Source organism: Roseibium sp. QJM3NY_11, from assembly GCF_056173175.1.
Genome location: NZ_CM149660.1, coordinates 490,514 through 508,039, shown reverse-complemented (window position 1 = coordinate 508,039; position 17,526 = coordinate 490,514). Strand labels below are relative to the sequence as shown.

General features: G+C 63.6%; 17 protein-coding genes. 7 read left to right on the top strand and 10 right to left on the bottom strand.

Going from position 1 to position 17,526, the window contains the following annotated elements; all coding sequences use genetic code 11:
• Positions 1-53: 53 nt before the first annotated feature.
• Positions 54-1,274: a class I SAM-dependent methyltransferase gene (locus AC0VX3_RS02310; RefSeq protein ID WP_475523362.1), complete on the bottom strand. Its 1,221-nt coding sequence runs from the start codon at positions 1,272-1,274 to the stop codon at positions 54-56.
• 146 nt (positions 1,275-1,420) lie between these two features.
• Between AC0VX3_RS02310 and AC0VX3_RS02305 the strand changes: the two genes are divergently transcribed.
• Entirely contained in the window at positions 1,421-2,329 is a 909-nt protein-coding gene (locus tag AC0VX3_RS02305) for a polyprenyl synthetase family protein (protein WP_475523361.1), read from the top strand.
• Between the two features lie 66 nt (positions 2,330-2,395).
• Here the strand turns inward: AC0VX3_RS02305 and AC0VX3_RS02300 are convergent, their stop codons facing one another.
• Genes AC0VX3_RS02300 through AC0VX3_RS02290 form a run of 3 tightly spaced genes read right to left on the bottom strand, consistent with a single transcriptional unit; the run spans position 2,396 to position 5,369 of the window.
• Positions 2,396-3,340: a prephenate/arogenate dehydrogenase family protein gene (locus AC0VX3_RS02300; protein WP_475523360.1), complete on the bottom strand. Its 945-nt coding sequence runs from the start codon at positions 3,338-3,340 to the stop codon at positions 2,396-2,398.
• An 8-nt stretch (positions 3,341-3,348) separates the two neighbouring features.
• Entirely contained in the window at positions 3,349-4,497 is a 1,149-nt protein-coding gene (gene hisC, locus AC0VX3_RS02295) for a histidinol-phosphate transaminase (protein WP_475523359.1), read from the bottom strand.
• Positions 4,494-5,369, bottom strand: a complete 876-nt coding sequence (locus AC0VX3_RS02290) for a chorismate mutase (RefSeq protein ID WP_342893469.1) — start codon at positions 5,367-5,369, stop codon at positions 4,494-4,496. Before AC0VX3_RS02290 ends, hisC begins: the two co-directional genes overlap by 4 nt.
• Before the next feature lie 227 nt (positions 5,370-5,596).
• Between AC0VX3_RS02290 and metX the strand changes: the two genes are divergently transcribed.
• Together metX and metW are read left to right on the top strand one after the other, a co-directional pair.
• A complete protein-coding gene (metX, locus tag AC0VX3_RS02285; RefSeq protein WP_475523358.1) occupies positions 5,597-6,799 on the top strand; it encodes a homoserine O-acetyltransferase MetX in 1,203 nt (400 codons plus the stop codon).
• A 4-nt stretch (positions 6,800-6,803) separates the two neighbouring features.
• Positions 6,804-7,436: a methionine biosynthesis protein MetW gene (metW, locus tag AC0VX3_RS02280; protein ID WP_475523357.1), complete on the top strand. Its 633-nt coding sequence runs from the start codon at positions 6,804-6,806 to the stop codon at positions 7,434-7,436.
• Positions 7,437-7,451: 15 nt separating this feature from the next.
• Here the strand turns inward: metW and AC0VX3_RS02275 are convergent, their stop codons facing one another.
• The gene (locus AC0VX3_RS02275; protein WP_475523356.1) at positions 7,452-8,234 is read right to left on the bottom strand and encodes a class I SAM-dependent methyltransferase; all 783 of its coding nucleotides are present in this window, start codon (positions 8,232-8,234) and stop codon (positions 7,452-7,454) included.
• 136 nt (positions 8,235-8,370) lie between these two features.
• Here AC0VX3_RS02275 and gloB point away from each other — a divergent pair, with 136 nt between their 5' ends.
• The 4 genes from gloB to AC0VX3_RS02255 all read left to right on the top strand — a co-directional run bounded on the left by gloB (position 8,371) and on the right by AC0VX3_RS02255 (position 11,144).
• Positions 8,371-9,153: a hydroxyacylglutathione hydrolase gene (gene gloB, locus AC0VX3_RS02270; protein ID WP_475523355.1), complete on the top strand. Its 783-nt coding sequence runs from the start codon at positions 8,371-8,373 to the stop codon at positions 9,151-9,153.
• 120 nt (positions 9,154-9,273) lie between these two features.
• Entirely contained in the window at positions 9,274-9,489 is a 216-nt protein-coding gene (locus AC0VX3_RS02265) for a hypothetical protein (RefSeq protein WP_342893464.1), read from the top strand.
• 43 nt (positions 9,490-9,532) lie between these two features.
• Positions 9,533-9,976 carry a cupin domain-containing protein gene (locus AC0VX3_RS02260; protein ID WP_475523354.1) on the top strand — a complete coding sequence of 148 codons (444 nt, stop codon included), beginning with the start codon at positions 9,533-9,535 and terminating at the stop codon, positions 9,974-9,976.
• Between the two features lie 364 nt (positions 9,977-10,340).
• Positions 10,341-11,144, top strand: a complete 804-nt coding sequence (locus AC0VX3_RS02255) for a DUF1206 domain-containing protein (RefSeq protein ID WP_475523353.1) — start codon at positions 10,341-10,343, stop codon at positions 11,142-11,144.
• A 25-nt stretch (positions 11,145-11,169) separates the two neighbouring features.
• On the opposite strand, the gene AC0VX3_RS02250 is transcribed toward AC0VX3_RS02255, so the two are convergent.
• From AC0VX3_RS02250 to ypfJ, 5 genes are all read right to left on the bottom strand, one after another.
• The gene (locus AC0VX3_RS02250; RefSeq protein WP_475523352.1) at positions 11,170-12,549 is read right to left on the bottom strand and encodes a mechanosensitive ion channel domain-containing protein; all 1,380 of its coding nucleotides are present in this window, start codon (positions 12,547-12,549) and stop codon (positions 11,170-11,172) included.
• Positions 12,550-12,694: 145 nt separating this feature from the next.
• On the bottom strand, positions 12,695-13,990 hold the full coding sequence (ftsY, locus tag AC0VX3_RS02245) for a signal recognition particle-docking protein FtsY (RefSeq protein ID WP_475523351.1): 1,296 nt from the start codon (positions 13,988-13,990) through the stop codon (positions 12,695-12,697).
• 131 nt (positions 13,991-14,121) lie between these two features.
• On the bottom strand, positions 14,122-15,390 hold the full coding sequence (mtaB, locus tag AC0VX3_RS02240) for a tRNA (N(6)-L-threonylcarbamoyladenosine(37)-C(2))-methylthiotransferase MtaB (protein ID WP_342893459.1): 1,269 nt from the start codon (positions 15,388-15,390) through the stop codon (positions 14,122-14,124).
• A complete protein-coding gene (dapF, locus tag AC0VX3_RS02235; protein ID WP_475523350.1) occupies positions 15,387-16,298 on the bottom strand; it encodes a diaminopimelate epimerase in 912 nt (303 codons plus the stop codon). The genes mtaB and dapF overlap by 4 nt, the downstream gene beginning before the upstream one ends.
• A gap of 185 nt (positions 16,299-16,483) precedes the next feature.
• The gene (gene ypfJ / locus AC0VX3_RS02230; protein ID WP_475523349.1) at positions 16,484-17,374 is read right to left on the bottom strand and encodes a KPN_02809 family neutral zinc metallopeptidase; all 891 of its coding nucleotides are present in this window, start codon (positions 17,372-17,374) and stop codon (positions 16,484-16,486) included.
• Between the last annotated feature and the right edge of the window lie 152 nt (positions 17,375-17,526).

Genomic DNA, 17,526 nt, shown 5'->3' with positions numbered 1-17,526 from the left:
CCGTCTTCCGGGCGGGTGTCCGTCCCGATCCTGATCCGCCGCCCTTCGCCGGCTTAACTCTTGCCATTCAATTCCCGTTCGTTGTCGATAATGAAGTCCCGGACGATCGGCACGGCATCCCGTTCCTTCGACAGGATAAGCTGGAAGACCATGTTGGACCCGTGCAGGAACCCCAGTTCGACGGCACACAGGTAGAATTCCCACATCCGGCAGAAAGCCTCGTCATAGAGACCGGCAGCCGCCGCACGGTTCTCCTCGAACCGCCGGCGCCAGTCCCGGATGGTGTAATAATAGTGCAGCCGCAGGATTTCCGCATCGCAGACCCATAATCCAAGCCGTTCGGTCGAGGCAAAGACTTCCGACAACGCCGGCACGTAGCCCCCGGGGAAAATGTGTTTGCGGATGAACGGTCCGGTCGTTCCCGGCGGCGTCATGCGCCCGATGGAATGAACAACCGCGTACCCGTTCGGCGTCAGGCAGTCGCGGATCTGGCTGAAATAGGCATCCAGATGACCGATGCCGACATGTTCCATCATGCCGACCGAGACGATGCGGTCGAACCGGCCCTCGAACTCCCTGTAGTCTTTCAGGACGAAGGTCACCCAGTCCTCAAGCCCGGCGGCACGGACGCGCTCCTCCGCGATTTTGACCTGCTCGGGGGACACGTTCAGCGAGGTCACGCGCGCGCCGGCCTGGGCCATGCGGATCGCCAGGGACCCCCAGCCGCCGCCGATCTCGAGCACCTCCATGTCCGGCTGCAGATCGAGCTTGGCGACCAGATGGGTCAGTTTCGCCGCCTGGGCCGTTTCCAGCGAATCGTCCGGATCCGTGTAATAGGCGCAGCTGTAGTTGAACCCTTCGTCCAGGAACAGCCTGTAGAGATCCGTCGACAGGTCATAGTGGTGCCGGGCCTGGGTCTTGGCGCGCTCCACGCTGTTCTTCTGCTGGTGGCGTCTGAAGAGCTTCCAGCCCTTGCGCAGCAGGCCCTGGACCGGGTTCGCCCCGAGCGGTGCCCGGTTGATGGAGAAAAGGAACATGAAATCGTAACAGGTCGACCCTTCTTCCATGGTCAGCGTGCCGTCCATGTAGGCTTCGCCTGCCGCGAGCTCGGGATTGAGGAACAGCGACCGGTATAGAGCCTTGTCGTGCAGACGGATGGTCACCGTCGGCCCGTCCTCGCCGGACCCGAATTCATGCACCGTCCCAGCAAGGTCGATCACGCGCATGCGCCCGCGCTTGATGAAGGATCGCAGCAGGCTCGACAGCAGTTTCATGAGGAAAGTCTCCAAATTGTTTGGTTTGAAAGTGTCAATCGGCCGGTTGAAGGGCCTTTTTCAAATTCGAGCCTTGACGATACAGCCAATTGGTTTCAGGGAAACCCGGTCCTTGCAAGAGTTATTGATCGATCGTCCTGGAGCACATGGTGACCTTTGACCTGAAACAGCATCTGGCAGCGCGGACCGAGAGTGTCGAAGCGGTTCTGGATCGCGCACTGAGCGGCACCGCCTCTCACGGAGAGACCGCGCGCCCGCCGCGGCTGGTTGCGGCAATGCGCCACGGCGCTCTCAACGGCGGCAAGCGCCTGCGCCCGATCCTGGTCTGGGAGACGGCAAGCCTGTTCGGGCGCTCCGATGACGGCGTCGTCAGGGCCGCCTGCGCGCTGGAACTGATCCATTGTTATTCGCTGGTCCATGACGACCTGCCGGCCATGGACGACGATGACCTGCGCCGGGGCCAGCCGACGGTGCACAAGGCCTTCGACGAGGCAACCGCCATCCTGGCCGGTGACGCCCTGCTGACGCTGGCTTTCAACGTCATCGCGGAGGACGCCGTCCACCATGATGCCGCCATCCGCCTGCGCCTGTCCCGGGACCTCGCGCGCGCCGCCGGCGTCGGCGGCATGGCCGGCGGACAGATGCTCGATCTGGAATCGGAACACCGGCCGCGAACCGAGGCGGACATTCGCCTGCTGCAATCGATGAAAACCGGTGCCCTGCTGCGCTATGCCTGTCGCGCTGGCGCCCTGCTCGCCGACGCGCCGACCGCCGATGTCGACCGCCTGACGCGCTTCGGCGAGGTCATCGGGCTCGCATTCCAGCTGGCTGACGATCTGCTCGATGTCGAGGCAAGTCCGGAAGCCGCGGGCAAGGCCACGGGCAAGGATGCTGACGCCGGCAAGGCAACGCTTGTCGGCCTTTGGGGCGTTGAAAAAACCCGTGGGGAACTGGCCCGTCTGCGGGAAGAGGCCGCCGCCTTGCTGGCGCCCTACGGCGACAGGGCGGACATCCTGGGCGCGCTCGCAGGGTTCATCGTCAGCCGGACCAGCTGACAGCCCGCGCCGCGCTGTGGGCCCTGCCCGGAGACGGCGGCCTCGCGCGTCCCCAGGGGGAGGGGATTATTCCGCCGGCCCCTCGGGCTGTCCCTTGCCGTGCCGCCCGAAATCCGGCGCGTCGGTTTCCTGGCCCGCCTCGATGATCGACCGGCGGATGCCCCGGGTCCTGGTGAACAGGTCGAACAGCATCTGGTCGTCGCCCCAGCGGATCGCCCTCTGGAGAGCGGACAGGTCCTCGGAGAACCGCGACAGCATTTCCAGGATCGCGTCCTTGTTGTTGAGGCAGACGTCGCGCCACATCACCGGATCGGACGCCGCCAGACGCGTGAAGTCGCGAAAACCCGAGGCCGAATACTTGATGACTTCGGATTTGGTCACGGTCTCGAGGTCGTCGGCGGTGCCGACGATGTTGTAGGCGATCAGATGCGGCAGATGGGACACCATCGCCAGCACCAGATCGTGATGCTTCGGATCCATCCGGTCAACGTCCGATCCGCAGCCCCGCCAGAAGGCGCTCAGCTTTTCAAGCGCGTCCGGATCGACATCCTCCGGCGGCGTCAGGATGCACCAGCGGTCATCGAACAGCGTCGGAAAGCCCGCGTCCGGACCGGACTGTTCGGTGCCGGCGATCGGGTGCCCGGGTATGAAGTGCACACCGTCGGGCACATGCGGGCTCACCTGATCGACGACCGATCCCTTGGTCGAGCCGACATCGGTCAGGATCGCGCCTTTTTTCAAGGCAGGCGCGATCCACTTGGCAATCGCCTCGTTGGCACCCACCGGCGCGCACATGATGACCAGATCGGCGCCTTCCACGGCAACGGCGGCATCGGCCTCGTAGCGGTCGCCCAGACCGAGTTCCTCGGCCCGTTTCAGGGTTTCCTCCGAGCGGGTCGAAATCGATATGCTGTTCACCAGGCCGCGTTGGCGGGCGGCCTGGGCCAGGGAGGACCCGATCAGGCCGATGCCGATCAGGGCCATGCGCTCGAAAAGGGGGGCAGCGGTCATGGTGATCTTTACTTCTGTCCCAGAAAATCTTTCAGATGCGCAATCACGGTCCGGTTGGCCTCTTCGGAACCGATGCTCATGCGAAGGGCATTCGGCAGCCCGTAATTGCCGACCAGCCGCAGCACGCAGCCGCGTTCCAGCAGATAGGCATCGGCATCCGGGGCGCGCTTGCCGGCCGCGTCCGGAAAATGCACCAGAATGAAGTTGCCGACGCTCGGCGTCACCTTCAGACCGAGCTTTTCCAGTTCACCCGTCACCACCGGCAGCCATTTTTCATTGTGCTCCACGGATCTTGCGACGAACGCCCGGTCGCGGACGGCGGCCACGCCCGCGGCAATGGCCATGGCGGAAACGTTGAAAGGCCCGCGGATCCGGTTGAGGGCGTCAATCACATGTGCGGGTCCGAACCCCCAGCCCAGGCGCAGACTGGCAAGACCGTAGATCTTCGAGAAGGTCCGCGTCATGATCACGTTCTCGGACGTGGCCGCGAGTTCAAGCCCGCTCTCATAGTCATTGCGGCGAACATATTCCGCATAGGCGGCATCCAGCACCAGCAGCACATGATCCGGCAGGCCTTCATGCAGGCGCCGGACCTCCTCGAAGGGCAGGTAGGTTCCTGTCGGGTTGTTCGGGTTGGCGATGAAGACCACCTTGGTCCGGTCGGTGACCCTGGCCAGGATCGCATCCACATCCGTCGTCAGGTCTATTTCGGGCGCGATCACGGGCGTTGCCCCGGCGGCGCGGATGGCAATGTCGTAGACCAGGAACCCGTGCTCGGAGTAGATCGCCTCGTCACCGGGACCGAGATAGCCATAGGCGATCAGGCTCAGGACCTCGTCGGAGCCGGCCCCGCAGATGATCCTGTCAGGATTGAGACCGTAAACCTCGCCGATCGCTGCCCTGAGGTCCGTTGCCGCTCCGTCGGGATAAAGCTCCAGCGCCCCGGCCACGGCTTCGATGGCCGCTCTGGCGTCAGCGCTTGTGCCAAGCGGCGTTTCGTTCGAGGAGAGTTTGTGAATGGTCTTGCCATGCGACCCCTTCGACTTGCCGGGGACATAAGGGGCGATATCCAGAACGCCCGGCTTCGGTTGCGGACGCGCCGACGGCATCTCGCCAGCTGTTTTACCGGTCTCACTCACTGTGCTCATCTCGTTCATTCCTGAGGCTCCCCGGCCTGAGGCTCCTCGCCCTCGGCGGCAAAAATATCTTCCGGATCGCCGTCTATCGGAGCGGCGTATCCGCCGACACGTCTCAAGACGTCCGGCTCGGCACCTGCGCAGGCCGTCATGACCTCTTCCTCGCTCAGGTCTCCCGAAATCGCCAGCAGCGCGTCGACGCCGCTCGCGGACCGGAAGAAACTGAGCACCTCGATGCCCTGATCCATCAGCCTGACCGGCAGGAGATCAGACCAGCGGGCGTCATAGACCGCAATGTCCGCATTGTCGATCATGCTGTCCGCCCTGGCCAGAACCAGCGCCGGCAGATCCGCGGGCCGTTCGTCGAGAACCACGAACGGCAACCGCGCCCGGACAAGAGCCCCCGTCTCGCTCAGCCCGCGCCACCAGGGCAGTTCCGCCCGGTCGGTCAGGGCGACGAGGCCGAGATCGCCCGCGGAGGCGGTCACCGCCCCGACAATGTCGGCCGCATCCGCACCCGGCACCAGTTCCACGGAAAATCCGAAATAGAAGCGCGCGAGATCGAGCATTTCGATAACGTCCGCGCTGCCGTCAAGATGAACCGCAATGTCCGTTTGCGGACTGGTGCAGGCGCAGATCAGATCGCGCCAGAGATGTTCAACGGTTGACAGCGGCAGGTCACCCTGATGGCGTTCCACCATGCGGCGCATCATGTCCGCGTCCCGCTCGGGATGAAACAGCGTGGGGCTTTCGCCCGCCGCGCGCCGGGCCGCCTGGATGCCGGCTTCCGCCTGCGCGCGCTCCATCAAAGCCTCGTGAATGCGCGCATCGATCTCATCGACCCGCGCCCTCAGATCATGCAGCGACATTCCGCTGTCCGGCAATTGAGACATGACTTTTTCCGGTTTTCGTCAAAGGGTCAGCGGCGCATAGTCATAGGCACCCGAATGCGCAAACGCAAAAGAAAACATTGACTCGGCGCGCGCGGCGCGGCTAGGTCGCCAGTCTGGCCATCGCGTGGCCGCGCGCCCGTCCCGTCCGACACGGGCCGACGCAGCAGGCGGTCGGCCGGAGCTTCCCGCCCGGGCCCGATCGGGAACAAACACCAAACCCGAGAGCCATGTCCGCAGACACACCAAATTCCGCCACATCACCGGATGCGAAACCGAATGAAGCCGTTGCGCCCTCCAGCAAGCTCGCCCGGTTTCCGGCCGAAGAGCCGCTTGAACTGGATTCGGATGTCCGGCTCGGTCCCTGGCAGATCGCCTATGAAACCTATGGCGAGCTCAATGCGGACAGGACCAATGCGGTCGTGGTCTGCCACGCCCTGACAGGCGACCAGTATGTTGCCTCGACCAACCCGGTGACCGGCAAACCCGGCTGGTGGAGCCTGATGGTCGGTCCGGGCAAGCCGATCGACACCAACCACTACTTCGTGATCTGCGCCAATGTCCTTGGCGGCTGTCTGGGCACCACCGGACCGGCGACGATCAATCCCGAGACCGGCAACGCCTACGGGCTCGACCTTCCCGTGGTCACCATTCGCGACATGGTCCGTGCCCAGGCACGGCTGCTCGATCACCTGGGCATCGACACGCTGTTCGCCGTGATCGGCGGCTCGATGGGCGGCATGCAGGTGCTGCAATGGGCGGTCAGCTATCCGGAGCGGGTCTTCGCGGCCATTCCGATCGCGGCTGCGGCGCGGCACACCTCCCAGAACATCGCCTTCCACGAAGTCGGCCGGCAGGCGATCATGGCCGACCCGAACTGGCGCGGCGGCAGTTACATCGCCGAAGGCGTCCGGCCGACCAAGGGTCTGGCGGTAGCGCGCATGGCCGCCCATGTCACCTACATGTCCGATGAATCGCTGCACCGGAAATTCGGCCGAAACCTGCAGGACCGGGACAGTCTGACCTTCGGATTCGACGCCGATTTCCAGATCGAAAGCTACCTGCGTCACCAGGGCATGACCTTCGTCGACAGGTTTGACGCCAATTCCTATCTGTATGTCACCCGCGCCATGGACTATTTCGATCTGGCCGAGGAATTCGGTGGCGCCCTGCCCAATGCCTTCAGGGACACGAAAACCCGGTTCTGCGTCATGTCCTTCACGTCGGACTGGCTTTTCCCGACAACGGAAAGCCGCCGCGTGGTCAAGGCCCTGAATGCCGCTGCCGCGAATGTTTCCTTCGTCGAGATCGAAGCGGACTGGGGACATGACTCTTTCCTTCTGAACGTCCCGGAAATGTTCGCCACCATCCGTGGATTCGTCACCGGATCGGCCCGCGCCCGCGGCATTCCGGTTCCAGGCGAGGAGATCTGACGCCATGAACCTCGCACCGACACAGACCGGTCCCGGTCATGTCCGCGGCGACCACAAGGTCGTCGCCTCTCTGGTACCGGAAGGCGCCCGTGTCCTCGACATCGGCTCGGAAGACGGCGCCCTGCTCGATCTCCTGATGCATGAACGCAATGTGGATGGACGCGGCATCGAATTGTCCCAGGCCGGCGTGAACCGCTGCGTCGCCCGGGGCCTGTCGGTCATTCAGGGGGATGCGGACACGGACCTGTCCGATTACCCGGACCGGGCCTTCGACATCGCCATTCTCAGCCAGACGCTGCAGGCCACCCGGGAACCGAAGAAGGTCATGAGCGAGCTGTTGCGCATCGGCAGGCATGTTGTGGTTTCCCTGCCGAATTTCGCCCATTGGCGCAACCGGGCACAGCTGCTTTTCCGCGGCCGCATGCCGGTAACCAAATACCTTCCCTACGAGTGGTACGACACGCCGAACATCCATTTCTGCTCGCTGCGCGATTTCGTCGAGCTGTGCCACGAACTTGACGCCAACGTCGAGAAGGCGATCGCCCTGAGTGGACGGGGCAACAAGATCCCGATCAATGCGCCCTGGTGGGTCTGGAACATCGTCGCCGAACAGGCCGTGTTTCTTCTGAAACGCTGAAGCGGGCCGGACAGGTCAAACCTGTCTCACCCCGGACCTTCGATGCACCGCCCGCACCGGTTTCAGACCGGAGGCAACGCCTTCGGGGATGAACACCGGGCGCAGAACCCGGAACCGGCTCTTTTGCCCTCCGGCAGGCAGGCTCTGGAAGACGACTTTCTCGGCTTCCGTGACCAGAACACCGCCGAAGGCCGGCCAGATTCTCCGGCCGATGCCCTCCCAGGTCCGGGCCGCGCTCTGGATCGTGCGCGTCCTCGAAGGCGGCATGAACACCGCCTCCCTGTCGTCCACCACCTTGAACTGGCAGCTTTTCAGGAGATCCTTCAACTGGCCACCCGAATAGGGCCGGCCATAGCCGAACGGCGAAAGTTCGGAACGGGCCCACAATCCGCGCCGGTTCGGCACGACGGCAATCAGCCGCCCGCCGGGTGCAAGCACGCGCCAGGCTTCCCTCAGCACCGCCGCAGGGTCGGAACAATGGTCCAGCGCATGAACCAGCAGGACCCGGTCGAAAAAGGCATCGGGAAACGGCAGGTCGGTGTCCTCGACCAGCGTGCAGGTACTGGCGCGTTCACGCGGCCAGGAAACCGCCCCCTGTGGTGCGGGCATGGCTGCGATCGCCCGTTCGGCGGTCTCCAGATAGGGCCGCATGAACGGACCGGCATAGCCGACGCCCAGCAGGCTTTTCCCGGTCATGTCCGGCCACATCTTGCGGACCGGCGCACCGACAAGGCTCCGCAACAGCCGCCCGAGCGGTAAATCGTAGAAGGCGCGCAGATGGACGACGTTGAGATACATTCAGGCTGGCTCAATGAACAGGGTCGGCGCGATTGAACATGGAACCGGGGCCAAGTGCAAGATCTCATGCCTTGCCCTTGTCGCCGCTCTTTGACACTGTGCGCATCAAACAGACCCTTCCTGCAAGGAGCCCGGCATGGCCTTGAGTGACACCACCGAAATCCACCAGTTCACCTGTCTCGACAACAATTTCGGCGTGCTCGTGCACGATCGTGACAGCGGCACCACCGTTGCGATCGACGTGCCGCACGCGGCCGCCTACGAGCAGGCGCTGGAGCAGACCGGCTGGACACTCAGCCACATCCTGATCACCCATCATCACTGGGACCACGTCCAGGGCCTGGGCGACCTGAAACGGGCCACCGGCGCCACCGTGATCGGACCCGAGCGCTCACGCCAGAAGATCGCCGAACTGGACCGGACCGTCGAAGACGGCGACGACGTGCTCTGCGGACCTTACGAAATCGCGGCAATCTCCACACCCGGGCACACGCTGGACCAGATCTCCTGGTATTTCCCGGCGATCGGCATGGCCCATACCGGCGACACCCTGTTCTCGCTCGGCTGCGGCCGGGTATTCGAGGGCGACATGGAAATGATGTGGTCGTCCCTTTCCAAGCTGATGCGCCGGCTTCCCGACGACACGGTGATCTATTGCGGTCATGAATACACCGAGGCCAATGCCAACTTCGCGCTGACCATCGAGCCGGACAACACGGACCTGCAGGCACGCGCGGCGGAAGTCACCGCGCTCAGGGCAGGAGGCGAGGCGACCCTGCCAACCACAATGAAACGGGAAAAGGCCACCAATCCGTTTCTGCGCGCCGGCGAGGCTTCGGTCGCCGCCGCCCTCGGCATGGACGGCAAGTCCGCGGAAGAGATCTTCGCCGAGATCCGCACCCGCAAGGACAACGCCTGATACCGCCTGGGTGACGGGAGCGCATCCGGCGCTTTTTTGAGCTTTCTGCGCCGGATGACTTAAAACGATTGAGTTTTGCCCCCATATGCACGTGATCGTGATCATGAAGGGGCACTTGCCATGACACCTGACAGTTCCGAAGCTCATCTGGCACGCAGCGCCGAGCAGCGCGCCAGGGACGTGGTCCACCGGATCGTCCACCAGGCGGAAGCGATCCCGCTGCAGCAGGGCGGCGGTCACAAGCTGGACATGCAGGTCCTGTACGAGGAAGTGGTTGCGGCCCTGCGCGAAACCATCGATGATCTGGCCTTCTGCTCCGGACCGAATGCGTCCTGACCGGTTTCTTTCCGGCTTTCCCCGACCGCTTCCGGAACCCTCGATGACTATGTACTCAAAAATGACCGCTGACAACGTCGTCGCGCTGCTCAACATGCAGCCCCATCCCGAGGGCGGCTTCTATGCCGAGACCTTTCGCGACGAGGTGACGGGCGAGGACGGCCGGGCCGCCTCGACGCTGATCTATTTCCTGCTGCCCGAAGGCGTGCTGTCGCACTGGCACAAGGTCGACGCGGTCGAGACCTGGCACTGGTACGCGGGCGCGCCGCTGGAGCTGTCGATCAGCTCGGATGGAAGAACCAGGGAAGTCCTCACTGTGGGAAACGATCTTCTTGCCGGCCAGCGCCCGCAAGGCATCGTGCCGCGCGACGGCTGGCAGCAGGCAAGGTCCCTGGGCGCCTGGTCCCTTGTCGGCTGCACCGTGGCCCCGGGTTTCCGCTTCGAGGGCTTCGAAATGGCGCCGGACGGGTGGCATCCGGGGGCTTGAACCGGAAATGACCTGCGGCTGGCATCCCGTGTTGCAAGGGTGATGCCGGAGCATGCGCTTGAAGTCCGCAGGGAACCATCCGCCCGTTCAGAAGTTCTCTTTGCGAAAGGAGAACGTCATGCACAACATTATCTATCTGGTCGGTCTTGTGGTCGTGGTCGGAGTCATCCTGTCTTTTCTCGGCCTGGCTTGACCCTGCCCCTGTCAAACAGTCCCGAGCGGGCCGGACACACCCGAATACCTCAGCTGCGACGCCCCAATACGCGGCACGGTGTGTCCGGCTCTTCCGCCCGCCAGTCAGGCGGTGAAGCCGGCACGGCCCGGGAGCAGCACGGCTTGTCCAGCGGCAAAAAAGCCCGGCATCATGATTGACTCTTTCACCTGGGTGCAGGCGGTTGCGCGCGCCGGATATTTCTCCCGCGGCGTCGTCTACGCCATCATTTCCTTTTTCGCTATCCTCGCGTCGCTTGGCGCGGCAAGCAGCAAAGGCTCCGAAGGTGCTCTGACCGCGCTTCTGGCACAGCCTTTCGGGATCGTTCTGATCGGGATCATGGCGTGCGGACTGGCGGGCTTTTCAGCCTGGCGTCTGATCCAGGCTGTGATGGATGCGGACAACCACGGCCATGCTCCCAGAGCCCTGGTGGTTCGCCTGGCCCTTCTTACCAGCGCGGCAACTTATGCCACCCTCGCAGTCACCGCCCTGACGCTGGCGGTCAGCCTGCCCGGATCGGGCGGAAGCGGTCAGACGTCGTTGGGCGTCCTTGATGCCATCGTGCACTTCGCGGGCGCCCGTGCCTTCGCCACGCTCTTGTCCCTGTTGTTCCTCGGCATCGCCCTTGCGCACTGGTGGAAAGTGCTCACCGGAAAATACAGCAGGCATTTCGATGAAGACGAGGCACCAATGAAACTGGTGCACGCGGCCTCGGCCCTGGGTCTCGGCGCGAGAGGCGTTGTCTTTGCTCTTCTGGCCGCCATGGTGTGGCTCGGTATCGAAGGGGCGCCGTCGTCGCCCTCGGAGATACCCGGCACCCAGGAAGCGCTTCGCTACATCCAGCAGCTCCCCTACGGACAGCCATTGCTGTTCACATTGGCGGTCGGCCTGATGATCTTCGCCGGCTATTCGTTTGTCGAAGCCAGATGGCGCAAGGTGGACGTCTCCTTTACCTGATCGCTGCCCGTCGTCGCGCCCGCATTCACCGGGGTTCGCCGGCGGCACCGAACTCCTTCGGGGCCTCGTCGTCGAGCAAGTCTCCGACATGGGCAGCCTTGCGCTCCGCGTCGACCCGTTTTTCCAGATCCCTGTCCGCTTCCGTATCGTTTGCCTTGACGGCGGGTTTCTTGCCTGCGGCCCTGACCGGCTTTTTCCGGGGTTCGCTGCCCCGGCTCAGGGCATCCAGAGCACCGCCGTCGAAACGCAGGCGATAGATCGGTTCCGGCAGGGAAAATCCCCTGTCCTCAAGCGCGCCCTTGACCAGCCGCATGGCCTCCGAGCGGGCCCGCAGGAAGTCGGTCCTGTTCTGGTCGATCCAGCCGGCGAAAGTCAGCACCACGTTGGAATCGCCCAGCTTGTTGATCCAGGCATCCGGAGACGGTTCACGCAGGACAAAGTCCTGACCACGAACGGTTTCCAGGCCGACCTCCAGTGCCTCGTCCAGATCACTGTCGGAATCCACACCGAGCTCGAAGACGAATCGCCGCTGGGGGTTTGTGGAATAATTGATGATCGTGCTCTTGAAGACGATCGCATTCGGAATCCGGATATGATTGCCGTCCGCCTCCATCAGGATCGTCGCACGCGAGGTCAGGCTGATGACAAAGCCCTCGTGGCCTTCGATCCTGACGAAGTCCTTCGGGCTGAACGGCTGCCGGATGCTCAGCATGATACTGGCGATGTAGTTTTCCACCGTATCGCGGACCGCGAACCCCACCGCGAGACCGACGATGCCCGCCGCCCCCAGCAGGGTACCGATCACGGCGGTCGCACCAAGAACGTCAAGGGCCAGAACCACACCGCTGATCAGGAAGAAAATCCGGATGAGTTGCCGCAGGAGATCCGCGACAAAGGCGTTGGGCGCCAGACGGTTCCAGGGCCATTCCAGCCGTGCAATCAGGAAACCGGTGAAGCCGGCGAACATCAGCACGAGAACGGCGACGACCAGAAGAGGCAGGTAGCTGATTCCCTGAAAGACACGCGACTGAAGCCGTTCGTAAACCGGAACAAGGCGTTCCTCCAGCGCGGTTTCTTCCACAATGCTGTTTTGAACGGCGACCACGCCGGCGACCCGGCCGGCAAGGGCTTCAGCTCTCTTGGCCAGAACGGATTCGGTGACGGTACCGGCCAGGTCCACCACTCCGGACTTCACCGAGACGGAAATACTTTCAAGGCCTTCCAGTTCGCTGAAGATGCCTTCGATGCGCACCTCGATTGCGTGGTCGTCTCCGGACCTGGGTGCCGCCGTGATCTGGCCCGAAGGCGGGTCGGACTGGGCCACAACATGCGAGGAAAAAACCATGGCCAGCACAAGAGCCGGCACAAGGGCCAACAGCCATCGGAGTGCCATTGAAAAACGCATGACGGCCTTTCGCGACTTCAATCCCGGCTGAACCGGCCGGTCTGGGAAACTGTTTTTCGACGGCGCGGAACAAGACTGCCCTTGATACAACGCGAGACGGGCCGAATGGTTCCACGGCCTGTTTGCAAAAACAGCACCGGACTTGTCAGGCCAGTCCCGCGATTGCGTTGGCGAAGTCGCTGGCCGAGAACGGTTCCAGGTCGGCAACCCCTTCGCCGACACCGATGAAATGCACAGGCAGACCGTGTTTGGCGGCAATCGCGACCAGAATGCCGCCCCGTGCGGTGCCGTCCAGCTTGGTCATGACCAGACCGGTGACCCCGGCGACCTTGCCGAAAATTTCCACCTGGTTGAGCGCGTTCTGGCCGGTGGTGGCGTCCAGGGTCAGGAGAACCGTGTGCGGCGCGTCCGGATCGTGTTTCCTGATCACGCGGATGACCTTTTCCAGCTCGTCCATCAACTCGGCCTTGTTCTGAAGCCTGCCGGCCGTGTCGATCAGGAGGACGTCAACCGCCCTGTCCTTCGCGGCCTTCATGGCATCGAAGGTCAGACCGGCGGCGTCCGCGCCCGTGTCCCCTGCGATGACTTCGGCACCGGTGCGCTCACCCCAGATCTTCAACTGCTCGACGGCGGCGGCCCTGAAGGTATCTCCGGCGGCGAGCATGACGGTCTTGCCTTCCGAATGCAGCTTCTGGGACAGCTTGCCGATGGTGGTGGTCTTTCCGGTGCCGTTGACACCGATCATCAGCACCACATGCGGTTTGTTGCCGGTATCGAGGTCGAGCGGCCGGGCAACCGGTTCCAGCACCTTTTCGACCTCTTCGGACAGGATCGCCCGGACTTCCTCCGGCGAGATTTCCTTGTTGTAGCGGCCGTCGGACAGGCGCTCGGTGATCGCCATCGCCGTGTCGACGCCGAGATCCGCCTGAATCAGGATATCCTCCAGCTCCTCCAGCATGGAGGCGTCCAGCTTGCGCTTGGTGAAGATCGAGGAAATGCCCTCGGTCAGCGAGGCCGAGGATCGCGACAAGCCGTGTTTGAGCCGCTGAAACCAGCTCGCCTTCGGTTCATCGGCAGCGGGGACCGGCTGGGGCAAAGGGTCCGGCGAAACCACAGATTCCGGCCGGGGTTGCTCCGCGATCTCCGGTTCCGGAGCAAGATCCGTCGACATCTCGTCAAAGGGCACGTCCGGCATCCGCGGCGGTGCGAACCCGTCAACGAGATCGGGGCCGCTGGCAGCTTCCAGCGGCTGCACCGTGGCGCTCATGGCCGCAACCGGCTCGACCTCCATCTCGATGCCCGGAGCCTCGTCGCCCGACAAGGCTTCGGCATCGGGCGCAGCGGATTGCGTGTCAGCCTGCTCCGCAGGATCCGGCTGGTTCTCCGGCGCGTCCTTGCCCCCGAACAGCCGCCCGAGAAACCCGCGTTTTTTTTCGCTCATGAACCCGCCCTAGAATTTCTGTCTGACATCATCTGTCCGATCCGCCGAAACGAAGAGGCACCAGACCCGGCCACAGCCTGTGATAGCACCCGGATCTGTCCGGCGCCATTCACCGACCGATCCGGATCCCCTCAAGCCACCCGTGAAAGCGCTTCGCCCAGAAGGTGCCGGCCGGTATGGCCGATAATTCTGGTTTCGACAATCTCTCCGGCAACGCCGCCGTCCAGTTCGACCTGGGTGAACTGCTCCGTCCGGCCGAGACCTTCCTTTTCGATCAGCACGGGCCGGGTCTTGCCAGCCTCCGCCGCCAGGTGCCGGACCAGGGCGTCCTGTCCCTTGGCGCGGAGCCGGGCCCCGCGTTCCTTGATCAGGGCACGCGGCAATTGCGGCATGCGTGCCGCCGGGGTGCCCGGGCGCGGCGAAAACGGAAAGACATGCAGATGCGTGAGGCCGCATTCGTCGATGATCTTCAGAGAATTTTCGAACATCTCTTCGGTCTCGGTCGGGAAACCGGCGATTATGTCCGCGCCGAAAACCACCTCCGGCCGCATCCGCCGGACCTCCTCGCAGAATTGGATCGTGTCGGCCCTCAGGTGCCGCCGCTTCATCCGCTTCAGGATCATGTCGTCACCGGCCTGCAGAGACAGATGGAAATGCGGCATCAGCCGTTCGTCTTCGGCGATGACCCGCATCAGGTCGTCGTCGGCCTCGATGGAATCGATCGAGGACAGGCGCAGCCGTTTCAGGTCCGGCACCATTTTCAGGATCTTGGCGCTCAGGGTGCCGAGCTTCGGCGCCCCCGGCAGATCCGCGCCGTAGGAGGTGATGTCAACGCCGGTCAGGACGATCTCGTTGTAGCCGTTGGCGGTGAGGCGCTTGATCTGGTCGATCACAACCCCCATCGGCACGGACCGGGAATTTCCGCGGCCATAGGGGATGATGCAGAAGGTGCAGCGGTGGTCGCAGCCGTTCTGGACCTGGACGAAGGCCCGCGCCCGCCCGGTCAGGCCGTCGATCAGATGGCCGGCCGTCTCCTCGACACTCATGATGTCGTTGACCCGCACCTTCTCGGTATCGGAAAGGCCGAAGGCAGCGACGTCGGAGTAGGATTTGCGCTCCAGTTTCTCCGTGTTGCCGAGCACCAGGTCGACCTCGTCCATCGCCGAAAACGTTTCGGCCTCGGTCTGGGCGGCGCAGCCGGTGACGATCACGCGGGCATCCGGATTGTCGCGCTTGGCTTTCCGCACCGCCTGGCGTGCCTGGCGCACGGCCTCATTGGTCACCGCGCAGGTGTTGATCAGGATCGCGTCCTGAAGACCCGCGGCCTCCGCCTCGCGTTTCATCACCTCCGACTCGTAGGAATTGAGCCGGCAACCGAAGGTCACCACATCGACGCTCATGACGCGGCCTCTGCCTCCGGCGCCATGTCGCCGGTATTGGTCCTGCGCCAGTCCAGCGTGTCCAGATCGACTTCGCCCTCGAATTCGATTTCGGTGGGGCCGGTCATCAGCACATGCCCGTCGCTTTCGCGCCACTCGATGGCGAGCGGCCCGCCGGGCAGATGAATGGTCGTCTTGCGGCCGGTCTTGCCATCCCGTGCCGCGGCCACGCCGACCGCACAGGCCGCTGTACCACAGGCCAGCGTCAGACCGACCCCGCGTTCCCAGACCTTCAACCGGATCTGGTTCTCGTCGAACACATGCGCGAGCGAGATATTGGCGCCTTCCGGAAACACCGGATGGTGTTCCAGCAGCGGGCCGACGCGTTCCAGGTCATAGGCCTCGATGTCGTCGACCCAGAAAATCGCATGCGGATTGCCCATGCTGACCGCGGCAGGCGTGTGCAGGATCGGATCGTCGATCGGCCCGATCTGCAACTCGATCGCCCGAGTGTCGGCGAATTCCTCGGCAAGCGGAATGTCCTGCCAGTCCAGCTTCGGTGCACCCATGTCGACCGTGACGGTGCGTGCGCCGTCCGCCGCGAAAGCATGAAGAAGCCCCGCGCCGGTCTCGATGGTCACCAGATCCTTGCCGACTTCTTCCATCAGCAGTCGGCCGACGCAGCGCGTGGCGTTGCCGCAGGCATCGACCTCGCCGCCATTCTGATTGTGAATGCGCATGAAGGCGTCGACGCCGAGAGAAGACCGTTCCACGGTGATCATCTGATCGAAGCCGATGCCGGTCGTCCGGTCGCCGAGGGTCGCGATGACCTCGCCTGTCAGACGCAGCGGTTTCTCCCGCGCGTCCCAGACCACGAAGTCGTTGCCAAGGCCGTTCATCTTCAAAAAGGGTCTGGTTTCAGACGCCATGCCGAATGCACTTTTTTCAAGCTTGAGAAAACAGGTCCGCCATCTTGCGAACATTGGCACTATATGGCGGAAAATGCCGTTAATTACCAGTGGGACAGGCGTTTTCGTCAGATCTGCGTAAACGAGCCGGCGCGCCCAGACTCATTCATGATCCCGCGAACCCAGCCTGAAAGCAGGCATCCGGCTCACAGGTCCCGGGCATTGAACGTGTCACACGCATCCATGCTGCCGGACCGGAAGCCCTCCCGGAACCATCTTGCCCGCTGCGCGGAGGTGCCGTGGTTGAAGCTTTCCGGCACAACATAGCCCTGCGCCTGCCGCTGCAACGTGTCATCGCCGATCTTGCTGGCGGCGTTGAGCGCTTCCTCGATGTCACCGTCTTCGACGAAGCCGCGCTGGCGGGCCGCGTAATGCGCCCAGATGCCCGCAAAACAGTCCGCCTGCAGTTCGACGCGCACGGACAGGGCATTGCCCTCCGCCTTGCTCATGGATCGCCTGGCCTTGTGAAATTCCGGCAGGATGCCCAGCACGTTCTGAATATGGTGACCGACCTCATGGGCCAGCACATAAGCCTGGGCGAAGTCGCCGGGCGCGTTCAACTGCGAGGCCAGCTGCTGATAGAAACTGAGATCAATGTAAAGCTTGCTGCCGGCACCGCAGTAGAACGGTCCGGTGGCGGCACTTGCGTGGCCACAGGCCGAGGAGACGGACCCGGAAAACAGCACCAGCGTCGGCTCGGGATAGCTGCCGCCGCCCTGCCGGAAGATCTCGCCCCAGGTGTTTTCGGTGTCGGCCAGGACCACGGACACGAACCGGGAGGTCTCGTCATCGGCCGCCGTTTGCGGCGCCTGGCTCCGGGAAGGCACCGTCTGGTAGCTTCCACCGCCATCAAGCTGGCTCAGCAGGGTCAGAGGATTGACACCTGTCAGCCAGGCGATGCCGAGCACCACCACAATTCCGGCCAGACCGAGACCGCCGCCGGCGCGGGCGCGGCGTCCTGAAGGGATCCGCATGCGCCCGCCCCTCGAACGTCTGTCATCGATATTGCTGCTGCCGCGGCGGCCTTTCCAGCGCATGGTCTTCTCCGCTTCATTGGTCCCGCCCTGCCGGGCTTCGATTGCATCTCTTAGCAGACGGCGGCCGCAAGGCCCAATCCTGCGATGATCATTGGAGTGAACGCGCGCGGCGCTACCGCGAAGCGGAATATCACAAGAATGTGATGCCGGTT